Here is a 17,028-nt window from a genome sequence, read left to right on the forward strand (position 1 = left end):
TGAATGCCGGCTTTTTCCCAAGGCTTGGAGCGGGCACTGCATCAGGCGCTTACTTTCGCCAATGAGCGCCACCATGAGTATGCAACGCTCGAGCATCTGCTTCTTGCGCTGATCGACGATTCGGACGCTGCAGCCGTAATGCGCGCCTGCAATGTCGATCTCGAGGCGCTCAAGGAGACGGTGATCAAATATATTGACGGCGAGCTCGACAATCTCGTCACCGGTTATGACGAGGATTCCAAGCCGACTGCCGGTTTCCAGCGCGTTATCCAGCGGGCCGTCATCCATGTGCAATCGTCTGGACGCGAGGAAGTCTCGGGCGCCAATGTGCTCGTAGCGATCTTTGCCGAACGCGAGAGCCATGCGGCCTATTTTCTGCAGGAACAGCAGATGACGCGTTACGACGCGGTCAACTATATCAGTCACGGCATTGCCAAACGGCCCGGTGGGTCGGAGGCAAGAACGCCGCGTGGTGCGGATGACGAAGACACCGGAGCACCAGGGGCAGAGGCCGAGGACGGCAACAAGAAGAAGCAGGCGCAGGATGCGCTTACGGCCTATTGCGTCAATCTCAACGAGAAGGCGCGGGCAGGGCGCATCGATCCGCTGATCGGGCGCGCACCGGAGATCAATCGCACGATCCAGGTTCTTTGCCGCCGCTCCAAGAATAACCCGCTTTACGTGGGTGATCCCGGCGTTGGTAAGACGGCGATTGCCGAAGGGCTTGCAAAGCGCATTGTCGAAGGCGATGTGCCGGATGTGCTGTCAGACGCGACGATTTTCGCGCTCGATATGGGCTCGCTCTTGGCGGGCACCCGGTATCGCGGTGATTTCGAGGAACGTCTCAAGCAGGTCGTGAAGGAGCTGGAGGACTTCCCCGGCGCTGTTCTCTTCATTGATGAGATCCACACCGTGATCGGTGCCGGTGCCACCTCTGGCGGCGCAATGGATGCATCCAATCTTCTGAAGCCTGCCTTATCGTCTGGTACGATCCGTTGTATCGGCTCGACCACCTACAAGGAATTCAGGCAGTTTTTCGAGAAGGACCGCGCTCTGGTGCGGCGCTTTCAGAAGATCGATGTCAGTGAGCCCACGGTCGAGGATGCCATCGAAATCATGAAGGGCTTGAAGCCCTATTTCGAAGAGTTCCACAAGGTCCGTTACACCAACGAAGCCGTGAAGGCCGCGGTCGAACTGTCCGCGCGCTACATCAACGATCGCAAACTGCCAGACAAGGCGATCGATGTGTTGGACGAGACGGGCGCCTCGCAGAAGCTCCTTCCGGAAGCGAAACGCCGCAAGACGATCAACGTTAAGGAGATCGAGGCCACCATCGCCACGATGGCCCGCATTCCTCCGAAAACCGTTTCGGCTGATGACGAGAAGATTCTCGCGACGCTTGAGGACGAGCTCAAGCGTGTCGTTTACGGGCAGGACGCAGCCATCACCGCGCTTTCTTCCGCGATCAAGCTGGCGCGTGCCGGCCTGAGAGAGCCGGAAAAGCCGATTGGCTCTTATCTGTTCTCGGGCCCCACAGGCGTGGGCAAAACCGAGGTCGCCAAACAGCTTGCTGCATCGCTGGGCGTCGAGCTTTTGCGTTTCGATATGTCCGAATATATGGAACGCCACACTGTCTCACGCCTGATCGGTGCTCCGCCCGGTTACGTCGGTTTCGATCAGGGCGGCCTGCTGACCGATGGTGTCGATCAGCATCCGCATTGTGTGCTTCTCCTTGATGAGATCGAGAAGGCGCACCCGGATCTGTTCAACATCCTCCTGCAGGTGATGGATCACGGCAAGCTCACGGATCACAATGGCAAGAGCATTGATTTCCGCAATGTGATCCTGATCATGACGACCAATGCGGGTGCGGCCGATCTCGCCAAGCCGGCCATCGGTTTCGGGTCATCGAAGCGTGAAGGCGACGATATGGAGGCGATCAACCGTCTCTTTACGCCAGAGTTCCGCAACCGCCTCGACGCCGTCATTCCGTTTGGCGCTCTGCCGGTTCCGGTCATCCATCAGGTCGTGCAGAAATTCGTCATGCAGCTTGAGGCGCAGCTCGCCGAGCGCCGCGTTACCTTCGATCTGTCGGAGGAGGCGGTCGCCTGGCTGGCGGATAAGGGATATGATGAGCGGATGGGCGCGCGCCCCCTTGGCCGCGTGATCCAGGAGCACATCAAGAAGCCCTTGGCAGAGGAAGTGCTTTTTGGCCGCCTCAAGAAGGGCGGTACGGTTCGGGTTACCGTCGAGAAGGATGATTCAGGTGAAAGCGGCCTGAAACTCGATGCGGTGCCTGACGACGCTCCGATCAAACCTCGCGACGAGGTTCCAGCCAGAAAGAAGGCGAAACCCGCTGCCAAGAAAACCCGCAAACCCAAAGCGGCAGCGAAACCCAAGGCACAAAAGCCGAAGGAACCACCCAAGCGCAGCCTGGTGCCGCAATTGCCGCGCAAGGGCTGAGAAACGAGCGTTTGCCTGAAGTGGACCAATTTGGAAGGCGTGGGTGTCCCAAGCACCCACGCCTTCGTCGTATCGCCCGCAGGACCTGGCTGTGCTAGTTCCTGCATCGATGAATGAAAACACGACAGTCGAATCAGACAGCAAAGAAAGCCACATCAACTGGTATCTGCGGGGCGTGCGCCGCTGTTTTTCGGTTCCCGGCTTGGTTCTGGTCAGCGCCTTTGTGGGTTTTGCGGGCCTTGCACGCGAGGCAGGGCTTACCTTGCCGCAGACTGTTTTCATGACTGGTGTGGTTTGGGCATTGCCGGCGCAGGTGGTGCTGATCGGCGCGATGATAGCCGGCAACAGTCTCATCGCTGCAGCCTTCGCCGTCGCGCTTTCCTCGGTTCGTCTGGCACCGATGGTGGTTGCGCTGACCCCGGAGATGCGCGGACCACGTACCCGCAAATGGGTATTGTACGCGCTCTCACACTTCGTGGCGATTACCTCATGGGTCCTCGCTATGGAAAGTTTCAGAACTGTGCCGCGGGATCTCAGGACCGCCTATTACACCGGTATCGGAACCACGCTGGTTCTGGTGAATATGGGTGTGGTGGCAACCGTATTCCTTCTTGCTGAACGCTTGCCGCTGCAGGTGTCGGCGGCTCTCTTCTTTTTGACGCCGATCTACTTTCTGACCTCGCTCTGGGGTTCGGCACGCGAGCGGGCAGGGCATGTGGCGATGGTGCTGGGCCTGCTGAGCGGACCGGTGTTTCATTTGATATTGCCTGGCTTCGATCTGCTGGCTGCGGGCGGCATTGCCGGCGGTGCCGCCTATATCTGGCACAGAACCCGTCTGAAGAAGGGGGCAGGCAAGTGAATTTCGATACGTTCGATGCCTGGTGGTGGCCCTATCTGTTCATTCTTCTTGCCGGTTGGCTTGCAACCGATACCTGGCGCTATCTTGGCGTCTATCTCGGGGGCAAGATGTCAGATGAATCCGACATTCTTGTCTTCGTGCGTTGCATCGCTACAGCGCTTGTGGCTGCCGTGATCGCCAACCTCATTGTCTTTCCTTCCGGAGCGCTCGCTGATTCCCCCCTTGCGCTGAGGGTGGGGGCGGCCATCGCTGGATTTGCCGCCTACCTACTGTCACGCAAGCAGATTCTCGCCGGCATTGCCGTCGCCGAAGCCGTTCTACTTTCCGGGCTTTACCTGATCGGCTGATGACTGCCGCTCCCGGGGGGGGCGCCCCTAGAGTTGAGCGCGGATTTTCTCCGCCTGCTCTGCAAGAACGGCATTGTCCGCCATTTCGCCGGTATGCGGACGCAGCGGAACCCCTTCAAAGCGCGGAATGATATGAACGTGAAGATGGAACACGACCTGACCTCCCGCCTGTTCATTGAACTGCTGGATGGTCACGCCATCTGCTTTAAAGGCGGCTTTGGTTGCGCGCGCAAGCTTCTGGACCGTGCGCATCACGGCGGCGAGACTGTCTTCCTCGACATCGAGAATATTGCGTGCTGGTTTTTTCGGAATCACCAGACAATGGCCATCACCGCGCGGCATGATGTCCATGAGGGCGAAGGTTTCATCGTCTTCATAGAGCTTGTGAGAGGGAAGTTCGCCACGCAGAATTTTGGCGAAAACATTGTTCTTGTCATAGGGAGCACTGGTCATGGGAACCTCTGGTCTCGGGCAATTGCGGCGGCATTTTTCTGCGCTAATCTCCGGGCCGTCAACTCCGGGCACCGGCCGATTCGCCGGGTTTTCCAAAAGGTGAGTGCGTGACCTATCTTTATCTGATCATCGCCATTCTTTTCGAGGTCGTTGCAACAACCGCACTCAAGCAGACAGAAGGGTTCACACGTCTCACCCCTTCGCTGGTGACGCTCATCGGCTATGCGGTTGCGTTCTTTTTCCTCTCGTTGACGCTGCGCACCATGTCGGTGGGTATCGTGTACGCTCTTTGGTCCGGTGCCGGGATCGTGTTCATCACCGCCATCGGCTGGCTATGGTTCCAACAGACCCTCGACACTCCAGCTATTCTTGGGGTGGGGCTGATCATAGCTGGGGTTCTGGTGATCAATCTTTTCTCGAAATCGGTCATGCACTGACCGGCATCAGCCTTTGCGAAATGGCGTATGCGCTTGCAGAACGCGGTGGATTTCCGCCACGTCCTGCCGCTCCATCTCAAGATATTGAGCCACCGCCCGACGCAGGCCGGGATGGGGAATGAAATGAGCCGACCGCGTGGTGATCGGCTCGTAGCCGCGCGCCAGCTTGTGCTCGCCCTGTGCACCGGCTTCCACCCGCCTCAGTCCACGCGCAATGGCAAACTCGATTGCCTGATGATAGCAAACCTCGAAATGCAGGAAGGGGTGGTGTTCGATGCAACCCCAGTTTCGGCCAAACAATGTATCCGAGCCGATGAAGTTGATGGCGCCGGCAATAAAGCGCCCATCCCTCCGCGCCATGACAAGGAGGATGTCGTCGGCCATCCGTTCGCCGATCAGTGAAAAGAAGCGGCGGTTGAGGTAGGGGCGGCCCCACTTGCGGTTTCCTGTGTCCGTATAGAACTCAAAAAAATCATCCCATACGGCCTCTGTAAGATCACGGCCGGTCAGCCAATCGATCTCGACCCCGTTTTCAAGCGCAGTGCGACGCTCCTTTTTGAGGGCCTTGCGCTTGCGTGAAGCAAGCGTATCGAGAAAATCGTCATAGCTGTGATAGTCGCGGTTGAAGAAGTGAAACTGCTGGTCCGTCCGCAGCAGGAATCCGGCGCGTTCCAGCGCCGAAATGTCGTCGCTGGTTGAAAAGGTCACATGGGCCGATGAAATACCGAGCCTTTCCGTCAGTGTCTTGATGCCCTCGGCGAGTGCCTCGCGAACAGTCTCTTGAGGAGCGCCGTTGCGAACCAGAAGGCGAGGTCCGGCAGCAGGCGTGAACGGGATGGAAACCTGCAGTTTTGGGTAATATCGGCCACCGGCACGTTCAAAAGCGTCCGCCCAGCCGTGGTCGAAGACATATTCTCCCTGGCTGTGCGATTTGAGGTAACACGGCACCGCACCAAGCAGGGCGCCGTCGCTGCTCCGCAAAAGCAGGTGCTGCCCCAGCCATCCGCTTTCGCGCACCGCACAACCGCTGTCCTCCAGACTTGTCAGAAAGGCGTGGGACACGAAAGGGTTGTAGGGTGTCTCCCCTGTTTCCCGGCAAGCTCCGGCAAGGGCCACCCAATCGGCTTGCGGCACATCGGCGAGCGACGGAGAGACCGTCAGCGTCACTTCATCCGACATGAGCGCATCCGTTTGTTGCTTTCGTCATAGGTCTAACTAAGCGTGCACAGGGGGACGCTTCAAGAGGTGCGCCACATCGGGTGAGTCAGGGGGTGAACCCCTCGAAGGTCATCTGATCGGCATAGGCGAAGGTGCGCTTGATGGCTTCCGGATCGCGCACGGTCCAGGTGATGACAGGCATGGAAAGGCGCTCGCGCACAAATCGCACAAACGGGTTCGGCAATTCGTCCACCGCGTAGGACACGAAGGAAATGTCATTCGCCAACATGGAAAAATGCGCCTCCATCGCCGTTGGAGAAGGGCCTTCTGCCGTCAGTCCGCGTGGTAGGTGGGGAGCAAGATGTGCGAGTTGGCGCACGAGACGGTGATCGAACGACATCAGCGCCACCGCGCCGGAATAGTCTCGAAGCGCTTCAGTCACATTGGCGACAAGCGCATCGTCATGTCCTTCGGCGCCCTTCAGCTCGATCACCAGCGGAACACGGCCCGCCACGAGCGTGAGCATCTCGCGCAGCGTCGGCACATGATCGGCGGTATCACCAACCTTCAATGCGCCCATTTCACGGGCCGATTTCCCCGCAATTGTTCCATCCTGCCCCGTCAGGCGACGCAATGCATGATCATGGAAAACCATTGGGACACCGTCAGATGACAGATGCACGTCGCACTCGATCGAATAACCGGCATCAGCGGCAGCGCTGAATGCCGACAGCGTGTTCTCCCAACGTGCATGGTTCATGTCATGCAGACCGCGATGCGCGATCGGGCGTGCTGTCAGCCAGTCGAGCGCGGGCATTATTCGGCGACCTCGATAATGGCGTCTATTTCCACCGGCGCGTTCATCGGCAACGATGCCATGCCGACGGCCGCCCGCGCATGCCGCCCCCGATCTCCAAGCGCGGCCACGAGGAAATCTGAAGCGCCGTTGGCAACGAGGTGCTGATCGGTGAAATCCGGAGTAGAGGCGACATAGACGGAAATGCGAACGACGCGCTTGATCTTCTCCAGGTCGCCGAGGGCTGCCCGTGCCTGGGCAAGCACATTGACCGTGCACCATTTGGCCGCAAGCTTGCCGGCCTCGGTGCCCAATTCGCGGCCAAGAAGCCCCATTGCCATCAGCTTGCCGTCTTTCATAGGAAGCTGCCCGGAGGTCATCAGCAATGAGCCGGTCTGGACGAAAGGCACGTAGTTTGCGACAGGCGCTGCCGCTTCGGGCAGCTCGACGCCCAGTTCCAGCAATCTTTTCTCGATTTCACGTGCCATTTTGGTCTCCTGGAATTTCACTGTGTCTCAGCACGGCAACGCCGCCTTACAGACAAAACTAAACGTCAGTTGCGACACTTTCGCAATCGAATCCACCGGCAGGGGGAATGTGCCGCAGGGGGAGGTTGCATATTTGCCTCGCTTCCGCCACGACTCTCCTTCAAACGGAACCATCCAGACGGTCACGCTGTGCTCCGACCGTAAAATGCCGAATATCGGAGGTCGTTCATGCGCTCATTGCGCCTATTTGCCTTGGCTCTGCTCTCTGTACCGCTTACTGGGACGGGCTTCGCTCAGGCTGCCCCGAAATTGCTGCCACATCGGGCTGTTTACGACCTCTCCCTGGACCGGGCGAGCGACCGTTCCGGAATAAACGGTATTACCGGGCGCATGGTCTATGAGTTTGCTGGCTCGGTCTGTGAGGGCTACACGACCACCTTTCGTTTCGTCATGCGTCTCGAAACGGACGACGCATCGCGGCTTTCGGACCAGCAGACCACCACCTACGAGGATGGCGCGGGAAAGGTTTTCCAGTTCGTCAACAAAATGTATCTCGACAACATGCTGGATCGGGAGGTGAAGGGTGTCGCCCGGCTGGAAGATGGCGAGACGCTGGTTGAGCTTTCCAAACCTGACCGTCGCAGCGAGACGCTCGAGCCGACGCAATTTCCGGTGCAGCACATGAAAGAAGTGCTGGCAAAGGCAGAAGCTGGCGGCGGCTTCTATCAAACCTCGCTTTATGACAGCTCCGAGGACGCGGACCGGGTGATGATGACCTCGGTGACGATCGGCAAGGCGAAGCCTATCGGTAAGAGCGATGCGGAACGGTCCGCCGCCGCCCCACTTGAAAACCAAACCTATTGGCCTGTGAGCATCGCCTATTTTGATCCGAATGAGGAGCGTGGTGAGGCCCTTCCCGATTATGAGATCAGTTTTCTCCTTCATGAGAGCGGCGTGACGCGAAGCCTGGAGATGAACTATGACGAGTTCTCGATTCGCGGCCAGCTTGTCGATTTGACGATGTTCGAGGAGACGAAGGAAGGGGCGGACTGCACCAAATAGGCTCATTCTCCGCCCAAACGCTTGCATTCTGCGCCATAAGCTTCTATATGCGCGCGCATTCCACACACGGATCTTGGTTCTGCTCGGGAGACATCCGGCCAGCGCCTCCGGTGGCGGTTTCCGCCTGACGGTCCGTGGAGGTTCAACCGGAAAGGATAACGAATGGCACTGCCCGATATCAGCATGCGCCAGCTTCTGGAAGCTGGTGTTCACTTTGGTCACCAGACCCACCGCTGGAACCCGAAGATGTCCAACTACATCTTTGGCGCCCGCAACAATGTTCACATCATCGACTTGAGCCAGACCGTGCCGCTGATGCACCAGGCGCTGAAGGCCGTCTCGGACACCGTCGCCAAGGGCGGCCGCATCCTGTTCGTCGGCACCAAGCGTCAGGCTTCCGAGATCGTTGCCGATTCGGCGAAGCGTTCGGCACAGTATTATGTGAACGCCCGCTGGCTTGGCGGCATGCTGACCAACTGGAAGACCATCTCCAACTCGATCCAGCGTCTGCGCAAGCTCGATGAGCTGCTGGCGTCCGATGCTCAGGGCTTTACCAAGAAAGAGCGCCTGAACCTGGAGCGCGAGCGTGAGAAGCTCGACCGCGCCCTTGGCGGCATCCGCGACATGGGCTCCACGCCCGATCTGATGTTCGTGATCGACACCAACAAGGAAGCAATTGCCGTTCAGGAGGCCAAACGCCTCGGAATTCCGGTGGTGGCGATCGTCGATTCGAACTGCGATCCGGACGTTGTTGATTACCCGATCCCGGGCAATGACGATGCGGCTCGCGCTATCGCGCTTTACTGCGATCTCGTTGCCAAGGCGGCAATCGACGGCATTGAGCGTCAGCAGGGCGCCCTTGGCCTCGATATCGGTGAGGCTGTCGAGGCTCCGGCAGAGCCCACACTCGATGACGAAGCCGCAGCGCCGGCAGCAGAAGAAAACAAGGACGCCTAACCAGCGCCGTTCCGAAAATGTGGGGCTTGAGCCCCGCGGCGGCCGCGCGGCAGACCAAAGGCTACGCGGCCGTTTTTGTTAGAAGATTGATGAAGAGGCGACGATGAGCATTACAGCAGCAATGGTCAAGGAACTGCGCGAGAAGAGCGGCGCAGGCATGATGGACTGCAAAACAGCCCTGACCGAGAACAATGGCGACATGGAAGCAGCCATGGACTGGCTGCGCAAGAAGGGCATTGCCAAGGCCGACAAGAAGGCTGGCCGCACGGCTGCCGAAGGCCTGATCGGCGTTGCATCCGATGCAAACAGCGCTGTTGTCGTCGAGGTCAACTCCGAGACCGATTTCGTTGCCCGTAACGATGCTTTCCAGGCTCTGGTGAGCAACATCGCCACCGTGGCTTTGGGGACGGATGGATCGATCGAGGCGGTCTCCTCCGCGACCTATCCTGCAACGGGCAAGTCCGTTGCCGACACGGTGAAGGACGCCATCGGCACGATCGGCGAGAACATGGCGCTGCGCCGTTCGGCAAAGCTGTCCGTCGAAAACGGTGCAGTTGCAAGCTACGTCCACAATGCCGTCACCGATGGCCTCGGCAAGCTCGGCGTCCTGGTGGCGATCGAGACGACAGGCAATGCCGACGCGGCGCGCGCTTTTGGCCGTCAGGTCGCCATGCATGTGGCCGCGACCAATCCGCTGGCTCTGACCGAGGCCGATGTCGATCCGGCAGCCGTTGCCCGCGAGAAGGATATCTTCTCCGACCAGGCGCGCCAGTCCGGCAAGCCGGAGAACATCATTGAAAAGATGGTCGAAGGCCGTCTGCGCAAGTTCTTTGAGGAGGTCGTGCTCCTGAAGCAGGCTTTCGTGATGAACCCCGACCTGACAGTCGAAAAGGCTCTTGCCGAGGCTGAAAAGGAAATCGGTGCGCCGGCGAAGATCGTCAGCTTCGTCCGTTTCGCGCTTGGTGAAGGTATTGAGCGTGAAGAAACCGACTTTGCCGCTGAAGTGGCCGCTGCCGCAAAGTCCTGAGACCTGCGAATAGCTGTTTGAAGACGAAGGGCGCCGCGTGACAACGCGGCGCCCTTCGTGTAACGCAGGGTCAAATTTGGAGACTTTGAAGATGACCGAGAAACGCTACCGGCGCGTTGTTCTGAAAGCATCCGGCGAGGCCCTGATGGGTGAGCAGGGGTTCGGTATCGATGTTTCGGTGGTTGACCGCATCGCGCGCGACATTCTGGAGGCGCGAAAGTTAGGCGTCGAGGTCGGGGTCGTTATCGGCGGCGGCAACATCTTCCGCGGCGTGGCTGTGGCCTCCAAGGGCGGCGACCGGGTGACCGGCGATCACATGGGCATGCTCGCGACAGTCATCAATTCGCTGGCGCTGCGCACCTCTCTGGTAAAGATGGGTGTCGATGCCGTGGTCATGTCGGCCATCGCCATGCCCGAGCTGTGCGAAAGCTTCTCACAGCGTCAGGCCACAAGCTACATGAACGCGGGCAAGGTGGTGATTTTCGCCGGCGGTACAGGCAATCCGTTCTTCACAACAGATTCGGCCGCAGCGCTCAGGGCGGCAGAGATCGGCGCGGACGCGCTCTTCAAAGGGACGCAAGTCGACGGGGTTTATTCTGCTGATCCGCGCAAGGACCCGAATGCGACGCGCTATGAGCGCCTGAGCCACGCGCAGGTGATCAGAGATGGGTTGGCGATCATGGATACTGCCGCGATTGCTCTTGCGCGCGAGAACCACATTCCGATAATCGTTTTCTCGATTCATGAAGAGGGCGGATTCAACGCCATCTTGAAAGGCGGCGGACATTGCACCATCGTGTCCGATGACGCCGAAGCAGAACAGCGTGCCGGTGCGTAAGGAGATTTAATGATGGCCGACGGCGTTGATTTTAAAGACCTCAAGCGGCGTATGGATGGGGCGACCACTGCCTTCCAGCACGATTTGGCTTCGCTGAGGACGGGTCGGGCTTCCGCCAATCTTCTCGATCCGATCCAGGTCGAGGCTTATGGCGCGGCGATGCCGATCAACCAGGTGGCAACGGTTTCCGTTCCGGAGCCGCGCATGATCTCGGTCGCGGTATGGGACCAGAGCATGGTCAATGCTGTAGACAAGGCGATCCGCGAATCGAACCTTGGTTTCAATCCGATCGTGGATGGATCGACACTGCGCATTCCCTTGCCGGAGCTCAATGAGGAACGCCGAAAGGAACTCGTGAAGATCGCGCATCAATACGCGGAGAACGCGAAGGTCGCCGCCCGGCATGTGCGCCGCGACGGGATGGAGCACCTCAAAAAGGCCGAAAAGGATGGCGAGATAAGCCAGGACGAGTTGCACGCGCAGTCGGATCAGGTGCAGAAGATGACGGACGAAACGATTTCGGCCATCGACAAGCTGCTCGCCGCCAAGGAAGCCGAGATCATGCAGGTTTAGCCACTGCGGGATCCGCAGGAGGCGAGGGGAGACTAGCAGTTGAAGCCGGCGCACATAGCCATAATCATGGACGGAAACGGTCGCTGGGCCGAAGCGCGGGGTCTCCCGCGCCGGGCCGGACACCGCGCCGGTGTGGAAGCGCTTCGCAACGCCGTGCGTTCGGCTGGCGAACTGGGCATCAACTGGCTTACGGTCTACGCCTTTTCCTCGGAAAACTGGTCGCGGCCCCCCTCTGAGGTCAACGACCTCATGGGGCTTCTGCGCCTGTTCATTCGTCGCGATCTTGCTGAGTTGCATCAGAATGGTGTTCGTGTGCGCATCATAGGCGACCGCGAAAACCTGGAAAAAGACATCAAGTCGCTCCTGTTGGAAGCCGAGAATCTGACTGCGGATAACACCAATATGAACCTGGTGATCGCGTTCAATTATGGCGCGCGCGACGAGATTTTGCGGGCTGCGAAAGCATTGATGCGCGACGTGCAGTCGGGCCGACTGGACACCAGCGCCGTCGATCTGGAGGCGTTTGGTGCTTATCTCGACACCGCCGGTATTCCCGACCCGGACCTGATCATCAGGACGAGCGGCGAGCAGCGTTTGTCGAATTTCCTGCTTTGGCAGGCCGCTTACGCGGAATTTGTCTTTCTGCCCTGTCATTGGCCGGATTTCGGTCGCGCCGATCTTGAAACCGCCATCGCCACCTTCAATGCCCGCGAGCGCCGCTTCGGCGGTGTCGGAGCCCGCGAAGCCGTCCTATGAACGGGCGTGGGGAGGAGGGGATGCCGGCACCTGGTCGCCCGCGTAGCAATCTGCAATTGCGCATCATTTCGGCGATTGTTCTTGGCCTCGCTGTTCTCCTGATCACGTATTTTGGCGGTTTGCCGTTTCGGCTGATGTCCGCGGTCATGGCGGGCGCCATTTTCTATGAATGGTGCGCCATGCGCTCGGAGCGAAGCCTGAATATGCACACCGGTCTCGGTGCTGCATTGCTGGCCGCGATCATGGTGTTGATGGTGTTTGGGCAGCCGGCAACGATCCTGTTTCTTGGCCTTGCGGCGGCTCTCCTCCTCCTGGCATTGCAGGGCTGGGCGTCCGGAACCGGCTTTGGATTGGTTGCGGGGCTCGCATATGCTACCGCGCCCACATTGGCGCTTGTACATCTTAGGGCTGATGACCGATCGGGGCTGTTTGCGATTCTGTTCCTGTTTGCAGTCGTCTGGACGACGGACATTATGGCCTATTTTACCGGCCGGACCTTGGGCGGGGCGAAGCTTGCTCCTTCCATTTCACCTGGAAAGACATGGAGCGGTGCACTCGGCGGAACGGTTTTCGCCGTGCTTGCAGGTGGCGCTTTCGCGCTTCATGAGAGCGCGGCTCATGGTGCGGTTCTGATTGCCTTGATCGCGCTCATACTGGCCATTGTCTCTCAGGTCGGCGATCTGTTCGAATCGGCGCTCAAGCGCAGAAATGGCGTGAAGGATTCCGGCAATCTCATCCCAGGCCATGGCGGGGTGATGGACCGGGTGGATGGGCTGATGGCGGCTGCCCTGGTGCTCTATCTGGTGGCAGCGCTTTTGGGCGGTGCAGAGTCGCCGGCTCACGCTCTTTTCAGGATCTGAAGACACCGGAACCATTTGCCATGGAACTGCCGCGATGGCATGGAGTGTGGTGAGGTCGGGATTCGGGAGGCTCTTTGGGGCGTGACCGCATTAACCGGCGACTTATTGGAACAATGCGTCAGACCTTCTGAAAGTCTAGATGGTTTTCCGGATGAATGCGCTGAAGCAAACCGCGATCGAGTGAGACTGACGTGATCGACTTTGTGACCTCCATTTTCAGCACGAATGGCCTGCTGGTCGGAACGATCATCCCGTTCCTGTTCGTTCTGACTGTGGTCGTGTTCGTCCATGAAATGGGGCACTATCTCGTCGGCCGCTGGTGCGGAATAGGCGTGAAGGCGTTCTCGATCGGTTTCGGCCCTGAGCTCTTTGGGTTCAACGACCGCCACGGCACTCGGTGGAAATTGTCGGCTATTCCACTCGGCGGATATGTGAAATTCACCGGCGACATGTCTGTGACCAGCACGCCGGACCCCGAATCAACCGAGCATCTTTCGCCAGACGAGTTGCGTGTGGCCTTCCACACCCAGCCCGTCTGGAAGCGTGCGGCGACGGTGTTCGCCGGTCCGTTCTTCAATTTTCTTCTGACCATAGCCGTGTTCGCGGTCATGTTTGCTGGCTTCGGTCGGTATGTCATGGAGCCGATGGTTGCCGAAGTACGGCCGGATACGCCTGCCGCCATCGCCGGATTTCAGCCCGGTGACAGGTTTGTCTCCGTCGATGGCACCCAGGTGCGCACCTTCGGGGATGTCCAGCGTATCGTTTCGGGGCGCGCAGGCGATGAATTGTCGTTCATTGTTCGCAGGAACGAAGAGGAAGTGGTCCTGAAAGCCACGCCTGAGCTTCTGGAACAAAAGGACGCTCTGGGAAACACGGTGCGGATCGGCGTGATCGGTGTCGTCAACGATCAGGAGATGGGGCAGCCCAGGCTCATCGAGTTCGGGCCGCTGGAGGCGCTCGGCGAGGCGGTGCGCGAAACCGGCTATGTGATCTACCGCACCGGCCAGTTCCTGAAACGGTTCGTGGCTGGCCGGGAAGATCGTTGCCAGCTCGGCGGGCCGGTCAAGATCGCCGATATGGCCGGAAAGGCCGCACAACTCGGCTTCGAGTGGGTGGTGCAACTTGTTGCATTATTGTCAGTCGGGATAGGCGTTCTTAATCTTTTGCCCATTCCCCCCCTTGATGGCGGGCATCTGGTGTTCTACGCCATAGAAGCTGTGATGCGCCGTCCCGTGTCCGAGAGGGTTATGGACGCGGTTTACCGTGTTGGTCTGTTCGCCGTTCTCGCATTCATGGGGTTTGTTTTTTGGAACGACCTGTTTGGGTGCTAGGGAGGCTCGGGAAGGCAAAATGTGTAAAAATTGAGACGATATTTACCATGGCTTTGATTTTGGCGTGACGCGAATGCCACTAAGCGGTGGTTCGTAAACGCAAATTAACCAGAAGGCTTGCGTGTAGGAAAAATCTGGCTATTAGGTTAGCTGCTTTGCAAGATTGTTCCTATTTCTCGCTGCGGGGACAAAGAGAATAGAGGTTTTCAGGCCCAATGAAGGCATCTTCGAGCTTTAAGAACGCCGTTTCGGCAGTGGCCCTTTCGGCGGGGTTGGCGATGACGGGGACGATCGCCGTTGAGCTGGCCGCAATGGAGGCGGCGCATGCTGCCACGGTCAGCCGAATCGAGGTGCGTGGAAACCGTCGCGTCGACGCGGAAACCATTCGCAACTATATCAGCATCCGTCCGGGACGTTCGTTCTCACAGGACGACGTGAACGACGCCGTTAAGCGGCTCTTTGCCACCGGCCTTTTCGCTGATGTTTCGATCAGCCAGTCGGGTGGGGCGTTGATCGTCACCGTTGACGAGTACTCGATCGTCAACCAGGTGATCTTCCAGGGCAACAAGAAGATCAAGGACGCTAACCTGGCGCGCGCTGTGCAGCTGCAGCCTCGCAAGTCCTTCTCCAATCAGGCGCTTCAGGCCGATGAGGAGACCATTCGTGAAGCTTACCGCCGCATTGGCCGTGACGATGCGACTGTCAGCGGTCGCACTCAGGAGCTGGACGATGGCCGTGTCAACGTCATCTTCGAGGTGCAGGAAGGCGGGCGCACGAAGATTGCCGCGATCAATTTCGTCGGCAACAATGCATTCCGCGATGGCCGTCTGAAAGACGTGATTTCGACGAAGCAGTCGAATTTCCTTTCCTTCCTGCTGCGCAACGACATCTATGATGACAACCGTCTGCGCGCGGATGAGGAAACGCTGCGTCGTTTCTACTACAATCGCGGCTATGCGGATTTCCGGGTGATCTCCTCGTCCGCCGATCTCGACGAGACCGAGAACGCTTACACCTTGACCTTTACGGTGGAAGAGGGCGAGCGCTATCGCTTTGGCAATATCGACGTGGAAAGCACGATTTCCGGTATTGATCCGGAAACGCTGCGCTCGCAGATCGAAACCCGTCAAGGCAGCGTCTACAGCGCCAAGAATGTCGAAGATTCCATCATCGCCCTGACGGAGCATGTCGCCGGCATGGGCTATGCCTTTGCCCAGGTCACGCCGCGCGGCAACCGTAATTTCGAAACCCGTGAAATCGATGTTGTCTATTCCATCGATGAGGGACCGCGCGCCTATATCCAGCGCATCGAGATCCGCGGCAACCAGCGCACCCGCGATTATGTGATACGCCGCGAGTTCGATCTGAGTGAAGGCGATGCCTTCAACCAGGTGCTGGTACAGCGCGCCAAGCGGCGTCTTGAAGCACTGAACTTCTTCCAGACGGTCAATATCTCCACCGTGCCGGGCTCGCAGCCCGACCAGGTGGTCCTCGTCGTCGATGTGGTCGAGAAATCAACGGGTGAATTCTCCATCGGCGCCGGTTATTCGACCAGCGGCGGTGTCGACAGCAGCGGCGGTTTCTCCGTGGAAGGCTCGGTTACCGAGCGTAACTTCCTGGGGCGCGGCCAGTATGTCCGTATTGCTGCCGGCGGCGGCAAGAACTCGCGCGATTACTCGTTCTCGTTCACCGAGCCGTATTTCCTCGGACGCCGCATCTCGGCTGGTTTCGATGTTTACCGCCGCACGCGCAAGTTCGATGACAAGTATGAGCGCGACACGACGGGTGCGACGATCCGCTTCGGCCTGCCGATCACCGAGGCTCTGTCCACACAGCTCGCCTACAACCTCTCTCAGGAGCAGTATACGGGCATCGGTAACTGCGCGAACCTGAATGACGGGGATCCTACCAACGACGCTAATTGTAACCTCGCTCCTGCGCTCGTCGAAGCGATCGGTCAGGAGAAGTGGATCAAGTCGTCCGTCAGCGGTTCGTTGATCTACAACACGATCGACGACATGAAGAACCCGCACTCGGGTCTTTATGCGAACCTCACGCTTGAGGTCGCCGGCCTCGGTGGTGATGCCAAGTTCGTGAAGGCCACTGCACGCGGCACCTACTACCATACATTGTCGGAAGAGTTTGACGTTGTGGGCCTCTTCACGGTCGGCGCTGGCCACATTCAGGCGCTCGATGGCGATCTTCGCGTGTTCGACCATTTCTCGAGCAGCGACCGCATCATTCGCGGCTTCGACTACAATGGCATCGGTCCGTATCAGAAGGCGAGTAACGGCAGCATCGACCATGTGGGTGGCACGACATATTTCAATGCCTCCGCAGAAGCGCAGTTCCCGTTCCCGATCCTGCCCGAAAGCTTTGGTCTTCGCGGCGCGGTCTTTGCCGATGCCGCCACGCTTTACGGCAGCGATGTTGCCGGAGCGATCGGAACCGATATGCAGTGGCGCGCCTCGGTTGGCGCTGGTCTGATCTGGGCATCGCCCTTCGGTCCGCTGCGGGTTGATTATGCGTATCCCGTCCTGAAGGAAGAATCCGACGACGTGGAGCATTTCAACTTCGGTATTTCGACGCGCTTCTAACGGTCGCGTGTTGCTGGAGCAGTTCC

17 protein-coding genes are annotated in these 17,028 nt (G+C 58.9%); 13 read left to right on the plus strand and 4 right to left on the minus strand.

The features are described from left to right. Positions 1-3: 3 nt before the first annotated feature. The 3 genes from clpA (at position 4) to AC2CHD_RS01350 (ending at position 3,669) form a co-directional block, all read left to right on the plus strand. The gene (clpA, locus tag AC2CHD_RS01340) at positions 4-2,463 is read left to right on the plus strand and encodes an ATP-dependent Clp protease ATP-binding subunit ClpA (RefSeq protein ID WP_484552321.1); all 2,460 of its coding nucleotides are present in this window, start codon (positions 4-6) and stop codon (positions 2,461-2,463) included. Between the two features lie 109 nt (positions 2,464-2,572). Then, on the plus strand, positions 2,573-3,322 hold the full coding sequence (locus AC2CHD_RS01345; protein ID WP_484553184.1) for an AzlC family ABC transporter permease: 750 nt from the start codon (positions 2,573-2,575) through the stop codon (positions 3,320-3,322). After that, on the plus strand, positions 3,319-3,669 hold the full coding sequence (locus AC2CHD_RS01350; protein ID WP_229446961.1) for an AzlD domain-containing protein: 351 nt from the start codon (positions 3,319-3,321) through the stop codon (positions 3,667-3,669). The genes AC2CHD_RS01345 and AC2CHD_RS01350 overlap by 4 nt, the downstream gene beginning before the upstream one ends. Before the next feature lie 27 nt (positions 3,670-3,696). Here AC2CHD_RS01350 and AC2CHD_RS01355 read toward each other — a convergent pair whose 3' ends face one another. Further along, the gene (locus AC2CHD_RS01355; protein ID WP_484552322.1) at positions 3,697-4,122 is read right to left on the minus strand and encodes an HIT family protein; all 426 of its coding nucleotides are present in this window, start codon (positions 4,120-4,122) and stop codon (positions 3,697-3,699) included. 107 nt (positions 4,123-4,229) lie between these two features. Here AC2CHD_RS01355 and AC2CHD_RS01360 point away from each other — a divergent pair, with 107 nt between their 5' ends. Next, positions 4,230-4,559, plus strand: a complete 330-nt coding sequence (locus AC2CHD_RS01360; protein ID WP_484552323.1) for a DMT family transporter — start codon at positions 4,230-4,232, stop codon at positions 4,557-4,559. A 6-nt stretch (positions 4,560-4,565) separates the two neighbouring features. On the opposite strand, the gene AC2CHD_RS01365 is transcribed toward AC2CHD_RS01360, so the two are convergent. The 3 genes from AC2CHD_RS01365 to AC2CHD_RS01375 form a co-directional block, all read right to left on the minus strand. Then, a complete protein-coding gene (locus tag AC2CHD_RS01365; protein WP_484552324.1) occupies positions 4,566-5,738 on the minus strand; it encodes a GNAT family N-acetyltransferase in 1,173 nt (390 codons plus the stop codon). 85 nt (positions 5,739-5,823) lie between these two features. Then, positions 5,824-6,534 carry a glycerophosphodiester phosphodiesterase gene (locus AC2CHD_RS01370; RefSeq protein WP_229446957.1) on the minus strand — a complete coding sequence of 237 codons (711 nt, stop codon included), beginning with the start codon at positions 6,532-6,534 and terminating at the stop codon, positions 5,824-5,826. Next, entirely contained in the window at positions 6,534-7,001 is a 468-nt protein-coding gene (locus AC2CHD_RS01375) for a RidA family protein (protein WP_229446956.1), read from the minus strand. Before AC2CHD_RS01375 ends, AC2CHD_RS01370 begins: the two co-directional genes overlap by 1 nt. Positions 7,002-7,229: 228 nt before the next feature. On the opposite strand from AC2CHD_RS01375, the gene AC2CHD_RS01380 reads away from it, so the two are divergent. From AC2CHD_RS01380 to bamA, 9 genes are all read left to right on the plus strand, one after another. Then, the gene (locus AC2CHD_RS01380) at positions 7,230-8,063 is read left to right on the plus strand and encodes a cell envelope integrity EipB family protein (RefSeq protein ID WP_484552325.1); all 834 of its coding nucleotides are present in this window, start codon (positions 7,230-7,232) and stop codon (positions 8,061-8,063) included. Between the two features lie 162 nt (positions 8,064-8,225). Then, positions 8,226-9,020, plus strand: a complete 795-nt coding sequence (rpsB, locus tag AC2CHD_RS01385) for a 30S ribosomal protein S2 (RefSeq protein WP_229446954.1) — start codon at positions 8,226-8,228, stop codon at positions 9,018-9,020. 103 nt (positions 9,021-9,123) lie between these two features. Beyond that, complete coding sequence (tsf, locus tag AC2CHD_RS01390) at positions 9,124-10,047, plus strand: translation elongation factor Ts (protein ID WP_229446953.1); 924 nt, start codon at positions 9,124-9,126, stop codon at positions 10,045-10,047. Positions 10,048-10,138: 91 nt separating this feature from the next. Continuing rightward, positions 10,139-10,885 (plus strand): UMP kinase, encoded by a 747-nt coding sequence (gene pyrH / locus AC2CHD_RS01395; RefSeq protein WP_484552326.1) that lies wholly within the window; start codon positions 10,139-10,141, stop codon positions 10,883-10,885. A gap of 12 nt (positions 10,886-10,897) precedes the next feature. Further along, positions 10,898-11,458, plus strand: a complete 561-nt coding sequence (frr, locus tag AC2CHD_RS01400) for a ribosome recycling factor (RefSeq protein WP_229446951.1) — start codon at positions 10,898-10,900, stop codon at positions 11,456-11,458. 66 nt (positions 11,459-11,524) lie between these two features. Then, complete coding sequence (locus AC2CHD_RS01405) at positions 11,525-12,214, plus strand: isoprenyl transferase (RefSeq protein ID WP_484552327.1); 690 nt, start codon at positions 11,525-11,527, stop codon at positions 12,212-12,214. Between the two features lie 20 nt (positions 12,215-12,234). After that, a complete protein-coding gene (locus AC2CHD_RS01410) occupies positions 12,235-13,074 on the plus strand; it encodes a phosphatidate cytidylyltransferase (protein ID WP_484552328.1) in 840 nt (279 codons plus the stop codon). 191 nt (positions 13,075-13,265) lie between these two features. Further along, positions 13,266-14,405 carry an RIP metalloprotease RseP gene (gene rseP, locus AC2CHD_RS01415; RefSeq protein ID WP_484552329.1) on the plus strand — a complete coding sequence of 380 codons (1,140 nt, stop codon included), beginning with the start codon at positions 13,266-13,268 and terminating at the stop codon, positions 14,403-14,405. A gap of 215 nt (positions 14,406-14,620) precedes the next feature. Continuing rightward, positions 14,621-17,002 (plus strand): outer membrane protein assembly factor BamA, encoded by a 2,382-nt coding sequence (bamA, locus tag AC2CHD_RS01420; protein WP_484552330.1) that lies wholly within the window; start codon positions 14,621-14,623, stop codon positions 17,000-17,002. Positions 17,003-17,028: the final 26 nt, after the last annotated feature.

The organism is Nitratireductor sp. ATLC21, assembly GCF_057196525.1.

Excerpts from the sequence above, each read along its gene's own strand:
- clpA (WP_484552321.1), top strand. The coding sequence starts at position 4 with ATGCCGGCTTTTTCCCAAGGCTTGGAGCGGGCACTGCATCAGGCGCTT.
- AC2CHD_RS01345 (WP_484553184.1), top strand. The coding sequence starts at position 2,573 with ATGAATGAAAACACGACAGTCGAATCAGACAGCAAAGAAAGCCACATC.
- AC2CHD_RS01355 (WP_484552322.1), bottom strand. The coding sequence starts at position 4,122 with ATGACCAGTGCTCCCTATGACAAGAACAATGTTTTCGCCAAAATTCTG.
- AC2CHD_RS01365 (WP_484552324.1), bottom strand. The coding sequence starts at position 5,738 with ATGTCGGATGAAGTGACGCTGACGGTCTCTCCGTCGCTCGCCGATGTG.
- AC2CHD_RS01370 (WP_229446957.1), bottom strand. The coding sequence starts at position 6,534 with ATGCCCGCGCTCGACTGGCTGACAGCACGCCCGATCGCGCATCGCGGT.
- AC2CHD_RS01375 (WP_229446956.1), bottom strand. The coding sequence starts at position 7,001 with ATGGCACGTGAAATCGAGAAAAGATTGCTGGAACTGGGCGTCGAGCTG.
- AC2CHD_RS01380 (WP_484552325.1), top strand. The coding sequence starts at position 7,230 with ATGCGCTCATTGCGCCTATTTGCCTTGGCTCTGCTCTCTGTACCGCTT.
- rpsB (WP_229446954.1), top strand. The coding sequence starts at position 8,226 with ATGGCACTGCCCGATATCAGCATGCGCCAGCTTCTGGAAGCTGGTGTT.
- tsf (WP_229446953.1), top strand. The coding sequence starts at position 9,124 with ATGAGCATTACAGCAGCAATGGTCAAGGAACTGCGCGAGAAGAGCGGC.
- pyrH (WP_484552326.1), top strand. The coding sequence starts at position 10,139 with ATGACCGAGAAACGCTACCGGCGCGTTGTTCTGAAAGCATCCGGCGAG.
- frr (WP_229446951.1), top strand. The coding sequence starts at position 10,898 with ATGGCCGACGGCGTTGATTTTAAAGACCTCAAGCGGCGTATGGATGGG.
- AC2CHD_RS01405 (WP_484552327.1), top strand. The coding sequence starts at position 11,525 with ATGGACGGAAACGGTCGCTGGGCCGAAGCGCGGGGTCTCCCGCGCCGG.
- AC2CHD_RS01410 (WP_484552328.1), top strand. The coding sequence starts at position 12,235 with ATGCCGGCACCTGGTCGCCCGCGTAGCAATCTGCAATTGCGCATCATT.
- bamA (WP_484552330.1), top strand. The coding sequence starts at position 14,621 with ATGAAGGCATCTTCGAGCTTTAAGAACGCCGTTTCGGCAGTGGCCCTT.